At 51.5% G+C, this 14,679-nt stretch carries 12 protein-coding genes and 1 tRNA gene; 6 read left to right on the top strand and 7 right to left on the bottom strand.

Annotation, left to right across the window (positions count from 1 at the left end; translation table 11 throughout):
• Window positions 1-94: 94 nt before the first annotated feature.
• The gene (locus HEN21_RS08550) at window positions 95-1,753 is read left to right on the top strand and encodes an ATP-dependent endonuclease (protein WP_000599824.1); all 1,659 of its coding nucleotides are present in this window, start codon (window positions 95-97) and stop codon (window positions 1,751-1,753) included.
• Here the strand turns inward: HEN21_RS08550 and HEN21_RS08545 are convergent.
• Window positions 1,750-2,706, bottom strand: coding sequence for a VirK/YbjX family protein (locus HEN21_RS08545; RefSeq protein ID WP_016231646.1), 957 nt, complete (start codon window positions 2,704-2,706; stop codon window positions 1,750-1,752). The two genes, HEN21_RS08550 and HEN21_RS08545, sit on opposite strands and share 4 nt — an antisense overlap.
• A gap of 150 nt (window positions 2,707-2,856) precedes the next feature.
• On the opposite strand from HEN21_RS08545, the gene macA reads away from it, so the two are divergent.
• Window positions 2,857-3,972: a macrolide transporter subunit MacA gene (gene macA / locus HEN21_RS08540; protein WP_000797455.1), complete on the top strand. Its 1,116-nt coding sequence runs from the start codon at window positions 2,857-2,859 to the stop codon at window positions 3,970-3,972.
• Entirely contained in the window at window positions 3,969-5,915 is a 1,947-nt protein-coding gene (gene macB, locus HEN21_RS08535) for a macrolide ABC transporter ATP-binding protein/permease MacB (protein ID WP_176252378.1), read from the top strand. Before macA ends, macB begins: the two co-directional genes overlap by 4 nt.
• Before the next feature lie 72 nt (window positions 5,916-5,987).
• Here macB and cspD read toward each other — a convergent pair whose 3' ends face one another.
• Entirely contained in the window at window positions 5,988-6,212 is a 225-nt protein-coding gene (gene cspD / locus HEN21_RS08530) for a cold shock-like protein CspD (protein ID WP_000410785.1), read from the bottom strand.
• 149 nt (window positions 6,213-6,361) lie between these two features.
• Between cspD and HEN21_RS23030 the strand changes: the two genes are divergently transcribed.
• From HEN21_RS23030 to clpA, 3 genes are all read left to right on the top strand, one after another.
• On the top strand, window positions 6,362-6,436 hold the full coding sequence (locus HEN21_RS23030) for a hypothetical protein (RefSeq protein ID WP_212741843.1): 75 nt from the start codon (window positions 6,362-6,364) through the stop codon (window positions 6,434-6,436).
• 98 nt (window positions 6,437-6,534) lie between these two features.
• Window positions 6,535-6,855: an ATP-dependent Clp protease adapter ClpS gene (gene clpS / locus HEN21_RS08525; RefSeq protein ID WP_000520784.1), complete on the top strand. Its 321-nt coding sequence runs from the start codon at window positions 6,535-6,537 to the stop codon at window positions 6,853-6,855.
• Window positions 6,856-6,885: 30 nt separating this feature from the next.
• A complete protein-coding gene (gene clpA / locus HEN21_RS08520; RefSeq protein WP_176252379.1) occupies window positions 6,886-9,162 on the top strand; it encodes an ATP-dependent Clp protease ATP-binding subunit ClpA in 2,277 nt (758 codons plus the stop codon).
• Between the two features lie 354 nt (window positions 9,163-9,516).
• Here clpA and HEN21_RS08515 read toward each other — a convergent pair.
• The 5 genes from HEN21_RS08515 to cydD form a co-directional block, all read right to left on the bottom strand.
• Window positions 9,517-9,604 (bottom strand) — tRNA-Ser (locus tag HEN21_RS08515).
• A gap of 253 nt (window positions 9,605-9,857) precedes the next feature.
• A complete protein-coding gene (gene infA, locus HEN21_RS08510; protein ID WP_001040187.1) occupies window positions 9,858-10,076 on the bottom strand; it encodes a translation initiation factor IF-1 in 219 nt (72 codons plus the stop codon).
• A 284-nt stretch (window positions 10,077-10,360) separates the two neighbouring features.
• Complete coding sequence (gene aat, locus HEN21_RS08505; RefSeq protein ID WP_016158981.1) at window positions 10,361-11,065, bottom strand: leucyl/phenylalanyl-tRNA--protein transferase; 705 nt, start codon at window positions 11,063-11,065, stop codon at window positions 10,361-10,363.
• 44 nt (window positions 11,066-11,109) lie between these two features.
• Window positions 11,110-12,831 carry a heme ABC transporter ATP-binding protein/permease CydC gene (cydC, locus tag HEN21_RS08500; RefSeq protein WP_016231647.1) on the bottom strand — a complete coding sequence of 574 codons (1,722 nt, stop codon included), beginning with the start codon at window positions 12,829-12,831 and terminating at the stop codon, window positions 11,110-11,112.
• Window positions 12,832-14,598: a heme ABC transporter permease/ATP-binding protein CydD gene (cydD, locus tag HEN21_RS08495; RefSeq protein WP_016231648.1), complete on the bottom strand. Its 1,767-nt coding sequence runs from the start codon at window positions 14,596-14,598 to the stop codon at window positions 12,832-12,834.
• Window positions 14,599-14,679 lie beyond the last annotated feature (81 nt).

Below are 14,679 nucleotides of genomic sequence, written 5' to 3'. Positions count from 1 at the left end.
TGCCATGCTTAATTGTGATGACATCACGTATTGCCACGGCCTTTCTCGTTATACTGCCGGAGTAAAAGATAAATAACATATTTCTGGAGGGGATATGATTCTTGAGCGCGTTGAAATTGTGGGTTTTCGCGGCATTAACCGATTGTCATTGATGCTGGAACAAAACAATGTCCTGATTGGGGAGAACGCGTGGGGTAAATCCAGTTTGCTGGATGCCTTAACCCTGCTGTTATCGCCAGAGTCAGATCTCTACCATTTTGAGCGCGACGATTTCTGGTTTCCGACGGGAGATATCAATGGGCGGGAACATCATCTGCATATCATTTTGACCTTCCGTGAATCGCTGCCAGGCCGGCATCGGGTGCGCCGCTATCGTCCGCTGGAAGCGTGCTGGACGCCGTGCGCCGATGGTTATCACCGTATTTTTTATCGCCTGGAAGGGGAGAGTGCGGAAGACGGCAGCGTAATGACACTCCGCAGTTTTCTCGATAAAGACGGACATCCAATTGATGTCGAGGATATTAACGATCAGGCACGCCATCTGGTGCGTTTAATGCCAGTGCTGCGCTTGCGTGATGCCCGCTTTATGCGCCGTATTCGTAGTGGCACGGTGCCAAATGTCCCCAATGTGGAAGTCACCGCACGCCAGCTCGATTTTCTCGCCCGTGAGTTATCCTCGCATCCACAAAATCTCTCTGATGGGCAGATTCGGCAGGGACTTTCGGCAATGGTGCAATTGCTTGAGCATTATTTCTCCGAGCAGGGAGCCGGACAGGCGAGATATCGTTTAATGCGGCGGCGAGCCAGCAATGAACAACGAAGCTGGCGCTATCTGGATATCATCAACCGGATGATTGATCGGCCCGGAGGTCGTTCGTATCGGGTTATTTTGCTCGGCCTGTTTGCCACTTTATTGCAGGCAAAAGGGACATTGCGGCTGGATAAAGACGCCCGTCCATTATTGCTGATAGAAGATCCAGAAACCCGTTTACACCCCATTATGCTTTCAGTTGCCTGGCATCTGCTGAATCTTCTGCCATTGCAGCGTATTGCTACCACCAACTCTGGCGAACTGCTTTCGTTAACGCCGGTAGAACATGTTTGCCGCCTGGTGCGTGAATCTTCTCGCGTTGCCGCCTGGCGTCTGGGGCCGAGTGGCTTGAGTACCGAAGACAGCCGACGCATCTCCTTTCATATTCGTTTTAACCGTCCGTCATCGCTGTTTGCCCGTTGCTGGCTGCTGGTGGAAGGGGAAACAGAAACCTGGGTTATTAACGAACTGGCGCGTCAATGCGGGCATCATTTCGATGCCGAAGGGATTAAGGTCATTGAATTTGCCCAGTCCGGGCTAAAACCGCTGGTCAAATTTGCCCGGCGGATGGGGATTGAATGGCATGTGCTGGTCGATGGCGATGAAGCCGGGAAGAAATATGCCGCTACGGTGCGCAGCCTGCTGAATAACGATCGGGAAGCTGAACGAGAACATTTAACGGCGTTACCGGCGCTGGATATGGAACATTTTATGTATCGCCAGGGGTTTTCCGATGTGTTCCATCGTGTGGCGCAAATCCCGGAAAACGTGCCGATGAATCTGCGCAAAATTATCTCGAAGGCGATCCATCGCTCTTCCAAACCCGATCTCGCCATTGAAGTGGCAATGGAGGCCGGACGTCGTGGGGTGGAGTCCGTGCCGACGCTGCTGAAAAAAATGTTTTCACGCGTGCTGTGGCTGGCGCGCGGTCGGGCAGATTAACCGCGAAACATTGTTGTCATCTGTGGCTGAATGGCGTCGAGCATCTCATAGCGCCGACGGTATTCAGCTCGTTTTTTACTGGCGATTTCGGCAATCTCTTTTCGTGCTATCTGTGCCGGAAGGCGGTAATGGTGTTCAGCATCACATATGCCGCCAACCGATTCCCAGAAAGCGTTGTAATCAGCATGGATCTTGCCTTCTTTATCGCGATAACGCAGGCTGCGGTAAATATGCGTTTCATTACTGACGGCAATGATCTGCTCTACCTGTAAACGTTGGGCAAACAGGCAGGCCGCTTCCATCACGAGGCGTTTTGGAAATAGCCCGTGACAGGCTTTCGTCGCATTCTGGATTTCCTGATGCGGAATTTCCCATTTCGCACCTTGCAGTCCGCCAATAAACATCGTTCTTTTCCCCTGATATTCACACAGGGTAAAAGTGATCTCCGCCAGAGGAATACCCTCACTATTACGGAACAGGATTGTGCTGTCACCTTCTTTATCCATTGAGATCATCATGGTCAGCTCAAGCGTGAACTGCTCGCCGTTTTTGCCTTCCAGCTTCGCCAGTTGCAGGCCGGGGGTATTCAAATATAAGCTGAATTCTTCTGCCGACATACACGCACGCAGCAATGCATAATGGTAACGTAGCGCCTCGAGTAATTGCTTACGGTTAAGATTGGCGGCAAGGTAAGGGCGATGCAGACGAACAGGCAGTCGCGGCTGGCGTGTTAACAGCGTATTGAGATTAGGCCAGTGGGATAGTTCGTTCATCCACTCAACGCTTAAGCGCGGCATAATCAACGAGCGCAGCAAAAATTTCTGACGAAAGCTACGTCGGTGCCAGAATTTACCTGGTCGACACTGTCCGCGTGCCAGACTAAGAAAAAGAGACAGGCTGCTGAGAGATTCAGATGGCGTAAAGGACCGTTCAGTTAGCTGCGACATATTCATGAAATCAATGGTTATACATGACGCCGATTTCACCATTGCGTATCTTAACCAAACATCAATAGTGTGATTACTAACGTAAATTTTAGGGTTTTGTTGATATTTCGTTGAAGTTGATGACCCGGATTGGCATATGGAGTATTCAGAATATTTATGAAAAATCGGAGAACCGTGAAGAAACGTTACGTTATTGCGCTGGTGATAGTCATCGCCGGGCTGATTGCGTTATGGAGAATTCTCAACGCGCCCGTGCCGACTTATCAGACACTAATTGTGCGCCCCGGTGATTTGCAGCAAAGCGTACTGGCGACCGGAAAGCTGGACGCGCTGCGTAAGGTTGACGTGGGCGCGCAGGTCAGCGGTCAGTTGAAAACGCTGTCGGTGGCGATTGGCGATAAAGTTAAAAAAGATCAGCTTTTAGGGGTTATTGATCCTGAACAGGCAGAAAACCAGATCAAGGAAGTGGAAGCCACACTGATGGAGCTGCGCGCGCAGCGGCAGCAGGCGGAAGCGGAGCTGAAACTGGCGCGGGTGACGTATTCACGTCAACAACGTCTGGCGCAAACGCAGGCGGTTTCACAACAGGATCTCGACACCGCCGCGACGGAGATGGCTGTGAAACAGGCGCAAATCGGCACTATTGACGCGCAAATCAAGCGCAATCAGGCCTCTCTCGACACAGCTAAAACTAATCTCGATTACACCCGCATCGTGGCTCCAATGGCCGGGGAAGTCACGCAAATCACCACTCTGCAAGGTCAGACGGTGATTGCCGCACAACAAGCACCGAACATTCTGACGCTGGCAGATATGAGCACTATGCTGGTAAAAGCGCAGGTTTCTGAAGCGGATGTTATCCACCTGAAGCCGGGGCAAAAAGCCTGGTTTACGGTGCTTGGCGATCCGCTGACGCGCTACGAAGGGCAGATTAAAGACGTGCTACCGACGCCGGAAAAGGTTAACGATGCCATTTTCTACTATGCCCGCTTTGAAGTGCCAAACCCCAATGGTTTGCTGCGGCTGGATATGACGGCGCAGGTGCATATCCAGCTCACCGATGTGAAAAACGTGCTGACGATCCCTCTGTCAGCGTTAGGTGATCCGGTTGGCGATAATCGTTATAAGGTCAAATTGTTACGTAACGGTGAAACACGCGAGCGTGAAGTGACGATTGGCGCACGTAACGATACCGATGTTGAGATTGTCAAAGGGCTGGAAGCGGGCGATGAAGTGGTGATTGGTGAGGCCAAACCAGGAGCTGCGCAATGACGCCTTTGCTCGAATTGAAGGATATTCGCCGCAGCTATCCCGCTGGGGATGAGCAGGTCGAAGTGCTGAAGGGCATCAGCCTTGATATTTATGCCGGTGAGATGGTGGCGATTGTCGGCGCTTCGGGTTCCGGTAAATCGACCCTGATGAATATTCTCGGCTGCCTGGATAAGGCCACCAGCGGCACCTATCGCGTAGCCGGTCAGGATGTTGCCACACTGGACGCCGATGCGCTGGCGCAACTGCGCCGCGAGCATTTCGGCTTTATTTTCCAGCGTTACCATTTGCTTTCGCATTTAACCGCCGAGCAGAACGTTGAAGTTCCCGCCGTCTATGCCGGTCTTGAGCGAAAACAGCGACTGCTGCGTGCCCAGGAGTTGCTGCAACGACTGGGGCTGGAAGACCGTACAGAGTATTACCCGGCACAGCTTTCGGGTGGTCAGCAACAGCGCGTCAGTATCGCGCGGGCATTGATGAACGGCGGTCAGGTAATACTTGCCGATGAACCGACAGGCGCACTGGACAGCCATTCTGGCGAAGAGGTCATGGCGATCCTGCATCAGTTGCGCGATCGCGGGCACACGGTGATTATCGTCACCCACGATCCGCAGGTCGCGGCTCAGGCCGAGCGGGTGATCGAAATTCGCGACGGCGAAATCGTGCGCAATCCGCCCGCTATTGAAAAGGAGAATGTTGCTGGCGGGACGGAGCCTGTAGTCAAAACGGTGTCTGGCTGGCGGCAGTTTGTCAGCGGTTTTAACGAGGCGCTGACGATGGCGTGGCGGGCGCTGGCAGCGAATAAAATGCGTACCTTACTGACCATGCTGGGGATTATTATCGGTATTGCGTCGGTGGTTTCTATTGTCGTAGTGGGCGATGCCGCCAAACAAATGGTGCTGGCGGATATTCGTTCTATTGGTACGAATACTATTGATGTCTATCCCGGGAAAGATTTTGGCGATGACGATCCGCAATATCAACAGGCGCTAAAATACGACGATTTAATCGCTATTCAAAAACAACCGTGGGTCGCCTCTGCCACCCCCGCTGTCTCGCAAAACCTGCGCCTGCGTTATAACAATGTTGATGTTGCTGCCAGTGCCAACGGCGTGAGCGGCGATTATTTCAATGTCTATGGCATGACCTTCAGCGAAGGGAATACCTTTAATCAGGAGCAACTTAACGGTCGCGCGCAGGTCGTCGTTCTCGACAGTAATACCCGCCGTCAGCTTTTCCCGCATAAAGCGGATGTGGTTAGCGAGGTGATTCTGGTTGGTAATATGCCAGCGAGGGTCATCGGCGTGGCGGAAGAAAAACAGTCGATGTTTGGTAGTAGTAAAGTGCTGCGCGTGTGGTTGCCTTACAGCACGATGTCCGGGCGAGTTATGGGACAGTCGTGGCTTAACTCAATTACCGTAAGAGTGAAAGAAGGCTTTGACAGCGCCGAGGCGGAACAGCAACTGACGCGTTTGTTGTCGCTGCGTCACGGCAAAAAGGATTTCTTCACCTGGAACATGGACGGCGTCTTGAAAACCGTTGAAAAGACCACACGTACTCTACAACTGTTTCTGACGCTGGTAGCGGTGATTTCGCTGGTGGTCGGAGGCATTGGTGTAATGAACATTATGCTGGTGTCAGTGACCGAGCGAACGCGGGAAATTGGCATTCGCATGGCTGTAGGGGCGCGAGCCAGCGATGTACTGCAACAGTTTCTGATCGAAGCCGTGCTGGTTTGTCTGGTGGGCGGTGCGTTGGGGATCTCTCTTTCGCTGTTAATCGCTTTCACCTTGCAGCTTTTTTTACCCGGCTGGGAAATTGGCTTTTCTCCGTTGGCGCTGCTGCTGGCGTTTCTTTGCTCGACCATTACCGGGATTTTATTCGGCTGGTTGCCTGCGAGAAATGCGGCACGGCTGGATCCAGTGGATGCTCTGGCGCGAGAGTAGTATTTGAGATAAAAATGCCAGCCGATCGGGCTGGCATTTTGCCTGTAGGATGTACACAATGAGACAGAAGAGCTATGCGACTGCCGCTTCTACTTCGACGGGCACAATAACACTGGCATGATTGCCTTTTGGCCCCTGGTGGACATCAAACTGAACGGATTGCCCAGCTTTTAGCGTTCTGTAACCATCCATCTGGATGGTGGAATAATGAGCGAAAATATCTTCGCCGCCGCCTTCAGGGCAGATGAAACCAAACCCTTTGGCATTGTTGAACCACTTAACAGTACCCTTTTCCATGCTTCGACATCCTTCGCAAATCTTATACAAGTAAGATGGAATAAACCGGGGTCAGAGAGGGGGCAGTTCAAAACCTCGCCAACTCTAGAAATACAATTTAGAGAAATAGGGCGAGTCGTCAAGCGTTTGACAGGGGCCAGGGGGTAGGTATGCATCAAAAATTTGAAGCAGTTAACGCTATTGACAGTAATGTGACTGATGTCGCTGATGCCAACGATAGATGATACTTATCTATTATGTGGAGTAGATTGGTCAGGCAAATAAGCTCTTGTCAGCGGCAGAGCGTTCTGCCGATAACCGTAACCGAAGATGATAACTGACAATGGGTAAAACGAACGACTGGCTGGACTTTGATCAACTGGCGAAAGAAAAAGTGCGTGACGCGCTAAAACCGCCATCTATGTATAAAGTGATATTAGTCAATGATGATTACACTCCGATGGAGTTTGTTATTGACGTGTTACAAAAATTCTTTTCTTATGATGTAGAACGTGCAACGCAATTGATGCTCGCTGTTCACTACCAGGGGAAGGCCATTTGCGGAGTCTTTACCGCCGAGGTTGCAGAAACCAAAGTGGCGATGGTGAACAAGTACGCGAGGGAGAACGAGCATCCATTGCTGTGTACGCTGGAAAAAGCCTGAATGCAGGCATAAAAATTGGGGGAGGTGCCTATGCTCAATCAAGAACTGGAACTCAGTTTAAACATGGCTTTCGCCAGAGCGCGCGAGCACCGTCATGAGTTTATGACCGTCGAGCACTTGTTACTGGCATTGCTCAGTAATCCGTCTGCTCGGGAGGCGCTGGAAGCATGTTCCGTGGATCTGGTGGCGCTCCGTCAGGAACTGGAAGCCTTTATTGAACAAACCACACCCGTTCTGCCTGCCAGTGAAGAGGAGCGCGACACGCAGCCGACGCTGAGTTTTCAGCGGGTACTGCAACGTGCGGTCTTCCATGTTCAGTCCTCCGGTCGCAGTGAGGTTACCGGTGCGAATGTTCTGGTTGCTATCTTTAGCGAACAGGAGTCACAGGCGGCGTATCTGTTGCGCAAACATGAAGTCAGCCGTCTCGATGTGGTGAACTTTATTTCTCATGGCACGCGTAAAGACGAGCCATCTCAGTCTTCTGAACCCGGAAACCAGCCGAGCAGTGAAGAACAAGCTGGTGGGGAGGACCATATGGAGAATTTCACGACTAACCTGAACCAGCTTGCACGCGTGGGAGGAATCGACCCGCTGATTGGTCGTGAGAAGGAACTGGAGCGCGCCATTCAGGTTCTCTGTCGCCGCCGTAAAAACAACCCGCTGCTGGTCGGGGAGTCTGGCGTCGGTAAAACCGCGATTGCGGAAGGTCTTGCCTGGCGTATTGTTCAGGGCGATGTACCGGAAGTGATGGCTGACTGTACGATTTACTCCCTCGATATCGGTTCACTGTTAGCGGGCACCAAATATCGCGGCGACTTTGAAAAACGTTTCAAAGCATTGCTTAAACAACTTGAGCAGGATACAAACAGCATCCTGTTTATTGATGAGATCCACACCATCATCGGCGCAGGTGCAGCCTCTGGCGGTCAGGTGGATGCAGCTAACCTGATCAAGCCGTTGCTCTCCAGCGGTAAAATTCGCGTGATTGGTTCGACGACGTATCAGGAGTTCAGCAACATTTTCGAGAAAGACCGTGCTCTGGCGCGTCGCTTCCAGAAAATTGATATTACTGAACCGTCGATCGAAGAAACTGTTCAAATCATCAACGGCCTGAAACCGAAGTATGAAGCGCACCACGACGTGCGTTATACCGCGAAAGCGGTGCGTGCGGCGGTAGAGCTGGCGGTGAAATACATAAACGATCGTCATCTGCCGGATAAAGCGATTGACGTTATCGACGAAGCGGGCGCTCGTGCACGCCTGATGCCGGTAAGCAAGCGCAAGAAAACGGTCAATGTGGCGGATATTGAATCCGTGGTGGCTCGTATTGCACGTATTCCAGAGAAGAGCGTTTCTCAGAGTGACCGCGATACGCTGAGAAACCTCGGCGATCGCCTGAAAATGCTGGTCTTCGGTCAGGATAAAGCCATTGAGGCGCTTACCGAAGCCATCAAGATGGCGCGTGCGGGTTTGGGTCATGAACATAAACCTGTCGGTTCATTCCTGTTTGCCGGTCCAACCGGGGTCGGGAAAACCGAGGTGACGGTACAGCTTTCGAAAGCTTTGGGCATTGAGCTTCTGCGTTTTGATATGTCCGAGTATATGGAACGTCATACGGTTAGCCGCCTGATTGGAGCGCCTCCGGGGTACGTTGGTTTTGATCAGGGTGGTCTGCTGACCGATGCGGTGATCAAACATCCACACGCGGTACTGCTGCTGGACGAAATCGAGAAAGCGCATCCGGACGTGTTCAACATTCTGTTGCAGGTGATGGACAACGGCACGCTGACCGATAACAACGGACGCAAGGCAGACTTCCGTAACGTGGTGCTGGTAATGACCACCAACGCCGGGGTACGTGAAACCGAGCGTAAATCCATTGGCCTTATCCACCAGGATAACAGCACCGACGCGATGGAAGAGATCAAGAAGATCTTTACGCCGGAATTCCGTAACCGTCTCGACAACATTATCTGGTTCGATCATCTGTCAACTGACGTGATCCATCAGGTGGTGGATAAATTTATTGTTGAGTTGCAGGTTCAACTGGATCAGAAAGGTGTTTCTCTGGAAGTGAGTCAGGAAGCGCGTAACTGGCTGGCTGAGAAAGGTTATGACCGGGCAATGGGTGCACGTCCGATGGCACGCGTCATTCAGGACAACCTGAAAAAACCGCTCGCTAACGAACTGCTGTTTGGCTCGTTGGTGGACGGCGGTCAGGTCACCGTTGCACTGGATAAAGAGAAAAATGAGCTGACCTACGGGTTCCAGAGTGCGCAAAAGCACAAGGCGGAAGCAGCGCATTAATCTGATGTTGTAAAGCCTTTTAAGTAGGTTGATAAAGTCCGTAATCCTGTATGGGGTTACGGACTTTTTTCTTTGTGAGGTGAGGGCGGTTGTAACCCTAATTTTTATGGTTACTGTAACTTATTGATAATTAATGCTGCTGGAAGGTAAGGATAAAAAAGGATAGCAGCAGGGAAATTAGATAGTTTTACTTTATTAACAACGGGCTAAACGTGTAGTATTTGAGTTCACTGCCGTACAGGCAGCTTAGAAAAGAAGATGTCTGCATTCATTACTGCGTATACCGTTCACTGCCGTACAGGCAGCTAAAATACAAAAAAAGCTCGTACTTTCGTACGAGCTCTTCTTTAAATATGGCGGTGAGGGGGGGATTCGAACCCCCGATACGTTGCCGTATACACACTTTCCAGGCGTGCTCCTTCAGCCACTCGGACACCTCACCAAATTGTTTTGTTGCCTGACCTCATGGGGGGCAACGGGGCGCTACTATAGGGAGTTGGAGTAAAACGGTCAAGAAGAATTTTAATGATAATTATTGTTTGCTCATACTGTAAACAAGTTGTGCAGTATATCTACATCGAGACAAGTTATGGATTTATACTTCCAAAGTATTTCATACATATCACAAAATAAAAAGGCCGGCTAAACCGACCTTTTACTCGTTCTTTCTCTTCGCCCATCAGGCGGTAAAACAATCAGCGACTACGGAAGACAATGCGGCCTTTGCTCAGGTCGTACGGGGTCAGTTCAACAGTCACTTTGTCGCCCGTCAGGATGCGGATGTAGTTTTTGCGCATTTTACCGGAGATGTGTGCAGTAACCACGTGACCGTTTTCTAACTCTACGCGGAACATGGTGTTAGGCAACGTTTCAAGAACGGTGCCTTGCATTTCAATATTGTCTTCTTTGGCCATCTAATCCTCTGGGGTATCACTACCGTAATTTGAACCGGCAAGATAATGCCGAAGTTCTGTAAATAAGTAAAGATTTGCGCGCTAAATCGCAACAAACAGGTTTGGCACATAACTCCGAAAACACACGGCTAAGCCGCACCAAAAGCGCAACGTATAAGGGAGCGGTGAGATAAACGATGGGCGTTACCTGACGCGAAAAATTCCTTATCGGCAGCGGAGTAATGAGCGTAACCAACTCTGCGACCGCAATTATAACACTCTGGAGAGAAATGTGCCGAAAACATTCATTTCTGAGGCGAAAACAATTGCCGTGGCACCCAGAAGTTATTCGGCAATCGTTCCGGGCGCATTTGATTAAGATAATTGAGGTAATCCCTGCGGGGAATTTCGCAGGCGCCAAGCGAAGCTGTGTGATCATTAAGCACCTGACAATCGATTAATTTGCCACCGTGATAGATAAATTCTTCGCAGAATACCAGGAGCGCCGTTTTGGACGCATTTTCCATGCGGCTGAACATCGACTCACCACAAAATAACGTTCCCTGCGCCACGCCATATATGCCGCCGACAAGCTCGTCTTCACGCCAGACTTCAATAGAGTGGGCATGACCCAGCTCGTGCAGGCGGTAGTAAGCTTCAACCACGTCGCGCGTGATCCAGGTTCCTTCTTCGCGATCGCTGGCACAACCTTCAATAACCTGACCAAATGCGTAATTCATCGTGACACGATAGGGCGAGCGTCTATGAAAACGTTTCATACTGCGACTAATATGCAGTGATTCTGGCCATAATACCGCGCGAGGGTCGGGCGACCACCACAGAATAGGGTCGCCAGGAGAAAACCACGGAAAAATACCGCGTTGATAAGCCATCAACAGACGCGCAGGGCTTAGATCGCCCCCCAGCGCCAGCAAGCCGTTAGGCTCACGTAATGCGCCTTCCGGGGAAGGGAAGGCTATTGAATGGCGAGAAAGCTGAACCAGGCGCATGACCGCAAAACTCCACTACGCAAGTCGGATCGTTCAATAATAGCTTACAAACCCTGCTTAAACTGGTAATAACGCCCCTGTCTGGCAAGCAGTTCTGCATGAGTACCTTGCTCAATAATTTGTCCGTTGTCCATCACAATTATTTGTTGGAAACGAGAGAGTCCGCGAAGTCGATGTGTAACCATTAATACCGTTTTCTCGTGCATCATTTCTGCAAGTAATTCAAGGATCTGACTTTCAGTTGTGGCATCCAGGCCTTCGGTTGGTTCGTCCAGCAATACCAGCGGCGCATCGTGTAATAGCGCACGGGCGATAGCCAGACGGCGCAGTTCGCCACCGGAGAGTTGGCGTCCACCTTCACCCAGCCAACTGTTGAGTCCTGCGTCTTCAAGCAGCTTCTCCAGACCGACGCGGCGCAAGATCTCCGCCAGAGCCTCATCACAGCTGCCTGGTGCTGCAAGTAACAGATTATCTCGCAGCGTTGCGCTAAACAGATGTACACGCTGTGGCACAACGCTGATGGCCTTACGCAGAGCCGTTTCATTCAGGCTGGCTATAGGGCTACCGTTAAGCAAAATCTCGCCCTGTTGCGGATCCCATGCGCGGGTCAGCAGTTGTAATAGTGTCGACTTGCCGCATCCCGTTCGACCGAGAATCGCAATATGTTCTCCGGCGTTTGCCTGAAGGGAAATCTCTTTAAGAGCTTGCTGTGATTGCTCAGGATAAGTGAACTGAACATCACGTAACGTCAGGGAAACCTGATCGGCAACATGGGTTTGGGTATCAGGGAAGGTGACTTCTGGTTTTTGATCCGTTAAGTCAGTGATCCGTACTGCAGAGGCAATGACTTGCCCCAGATGCTGAAATGCACCTGTCACCGGCGCCAGAGCCTCAAACGCAGCTAACGCACAGAAGACAAACAAGGCAATTAACGCGCCGGGTTGAGCATTGCCGCCAACGCCGCCAGACGCCATCCACAGCATCAGGATCACCGCTAACGCACCAATTAGCAGCATTATCGCTTGCGATAAAGCGGTCAGTTCAGATTGACGGCGTTGCGCTTCCAGCCACTGAATTTCAGTATTCTCTAACTGCGTGCGATAACGATCGCTGGCACCAAAAATGGTCAGTTCAGCTTGCCCTTGCAGCCAGGCGGTCAGTTGCTGGCGATACTGCCCGCGAAGATGAGTCAGATTATGCCCTGTGCTTTTACCAGCACGATAAAATAGCGGAGGCATCAGGAACAACGTCAGCAACATAATGCCGCCCAGCGTGAAGGCGAGGGTGAAATCAAGGAAACTTAACCCGATTGTCACCACCATAATCACCACAAAAGCGCCCACCAGCGGTGAGATAACGCGCAAATAAAGATGATCGAGCGTATCAACATCCGCCACGACGCGGTTGAGCAATTCGCCCTGACGATAGCGCGCAAGCCCGGCAGGGGAGAGCGGCAAAAGTTTACTGAATGTGTAAATGCGCAGATGCTGCAATACGCGGAAAGTCGCGTCATGACTCACCAGACGTTCAAAATAACGCCCTGCGGTACGGGTGATTGCTGCGCCACGCACCCCTGCGGCGGGGAGCATATAGTTGAAGCTGTACAGTCCTGCAACGCCCGCAACCGCAGAGGCGGAGAGGAACCAGCCGGAAAGTGTCAACAGACCGATACTGGCGAGCAGAGTAATAATCGCCAGCACAATACCAAGGCTTAACATCCATTTATGACGTTTATACAGAGCCAGATAGGGTAGCAAAGCGCGCATTTAAATCTCCTCCTGACGATGGGCCAGCAATGTAGCGAAAGGACCGTTAGCCACGCTTAATTCCGCGTAACGTCCTTGCTCGACAATCTGACCATCCTGCATTACCCAAATGACATCCCAGTCAGCAAGATCTTCTAACTGGTGGGTGACCATTAACGTAGTCTGGCGTAGCGAGGCGGCATTCAGCGCCTCCATTACGCGCTGTTCGCTGTGTGCATCCAGGCTGGCAGCGGGTTCATCCAACAGTAATAGCGAACAGGGATGCAGTAATGCACGCGCCACCGCCACGCGCTGCGCCTGACCTACGGAAAGGCGGGCAGCCTGGTCGCCAACAGGCGTATCAACTCCTTGTGGCAGGAGCGGTAGAAACTCACTGACCCATGCGTTATCCAGTGCTGTTTGTAACTCTTGTTCGCTGGCATCAGGTCGCGCCAGTAGCACATTGTCCCGTAGTGTTGCTGCTGGTAGTTGTGGATTCTGCCCAACCCAGGAGAGATGTTTGCGCCATGATTCCGGTGATAAATCGCGCAATTCGATACCGTTGACCCGTAGCGATCCCTGATATGAGAGGAAACCGGAAAGTGCATTCAACAGTGAGCTTTTACCTGAACCGCTACGGCCAACCAATACAGCTCGTTGGCCTGCTGGCAAAGTAAAGTTCAGCGGTCCGGCCAGCGTTTTACCTTCCGGCGATGTGATAAACAGATCCTCGGCCTCAATGGTCACCGGATCGGTTGATGCTAATTCCGTCTCACCGCGCTGCGGATGGGCGAGCGGGGTTTCCATAAACGTTTTCAGACTGTCAGCCGCGCCAACAGCCTGGGCTTTAGCATGATAAAACGTACCAAGATCGCGCAATGGCTGGAAAAACTCCGGCGCAAGGATCAGCGCCAGAAAACCCGCAGCCAGCGTCACGCCAGTATCATAGTGACCAAAATCCAGCTCGCCGAGATAGGAAAAACCAAAGTACACCGCCACCAGAGCAATTGACAGCGAGGTAAAGAATTCCAGAATGCCGGAGGATAAAAATGCCAGTCGCAACACTTCCATTGTCCGTTGACGGAAATCTTCAGAAGCAGAACGAATGCTTTCAATTTCAGCTTCACCACGACCAAAAATACGCAGCGTTTCCATGCCGCGCAGGCGATCGAGGAAATGCCCACTTAAGCGAGCAAGTGCGAGAAAGTTACGTCGGTTAGCATCGGCGGCGCCCATTCCAACTAACGCCATAAACAACGGGATTAACGGCGCAGTGCCCAGCAGAATAAGCGCCGCAGCCCAGTTAGAAGGGAATATTGCTACCACAATCAGCAGCGGCACTGACACCGCCAGCGCCATTTGTGGCAGGTAGCGAGCATAGTAATCATGCATATCGTCAATTTGCTCGAGTACCAGCGTCGCCCAACTCCCCGCAGGTTTGCCCTGAATCCACGCCGGTCCTGCTTGCTGCAAACGGTCGAGAACCTGGCGGCGGATGGCAAAACGGATATGCTGCCCGGCGTGATACCCCACCCGTTCGCGCAACCAGACCACCCATGCGCGCAATACAAAGGTCAGAACCAGTAACGTAAAGGGCAGCAGCAGGGCTTCACGGGGGATGTTCTCCATAATCATGTGCTGCAGAATACGCGCCATGAACCAGGCTTGGGCAATTATCAATATGCCACTCACAAAGCCCAACAGACGAGAAATATTCAGCCAACGTTGGGAGATGACGCTTTGCTGTTTTAACCAGCGGGTTAACTCTTTTTGACGGGATTTATTCATTGCACGCTTAGCAGGTGAGTTATCAGAATTTTTTGCAGGGCAATGTTACAACGGAGGAATAATAAAGGCGACCCATAGTCG

Origin of the sequence: Escherichia sp. 93.1518, assembly GCF_013368915.2 — a bacterium.
Classification (GTDB): Bacteria; Pseudomonadota; Gammaproteobacteria; order Enterobacterales; family Enterobacteriaceae; genus Escherichia; species Escherichia ruysiae.
This window is presented reverse-complemented; position numbering and strand designations above follow the sequence as displayed.